The organism is Bradyrhizobium sp. P2_E8 (genome assembly GCF_056403875.1).
This window is the reverse complement of sequence record NZ_JBFUES010001945.1, coordinates 1-502: the sequence shown is the minus strand read 5'-3', so window position 1 is coordinate 502 and position 502 is coordinate 1. Positions and strand designations below refer to the sequence as shown.

Genomic DNA, 502 nt, shown 5'->3' with positions numbered 1-502 from the left:
TCCTTGACCCATTTCGTATCTTGCAAGCCGGCATTGTCCATTTGATGGGTAATATATCTTTCGACAAGCGCGTTCAGGATCTCCGCCGCTCGATCAGGATCTCTGGAGTCGAAGGTAATCTCGATGAGAAACGTAGGGCCGACACGTTTGGCCGAAAGCTTGCGTTCGAAYGGTTCCAGCGCATAGCGCGCGGCGCTGGCTTCCGACTTCGGTTTACTCCAGCCGAGCAGCCGGGATATCGTGCCGCTAAATTGGCCTGTCGAAAATTCCGGGTCTTGAGCAAGGTCGAGCTTCTCGATCACGGCGGTCGCGATGCTCTCGGACTTTATGATTGCGATCTGACTTTCCACGACCGTTGACACCGCCGAAGCGTCCACCATGGCCAACTTCGAGTTTACGAGGAGTTGCGCCTTGGCGGTGAACGTCGGTACCGCGATGATCAGGTAAAGGATAGAAATGCAAAGCGCCGCGCAACAAGTCAGCGCTATGATCGGTACATGTC

At 54.9% G+C, this 502-nt stretch carries 1 protein-coding gene; it reads right to left on the bottom strand.

Features of this window, described 5'->3' with window-relative positions:
- The coding region (locus AC1D00_RS44845; RefSeq protein WP_477015182.1) for a Wzz/FepE/Etk N-terminal domain-containing protein at nt 1–502 on the bottom strand (502 nt) is incomplete at both ends.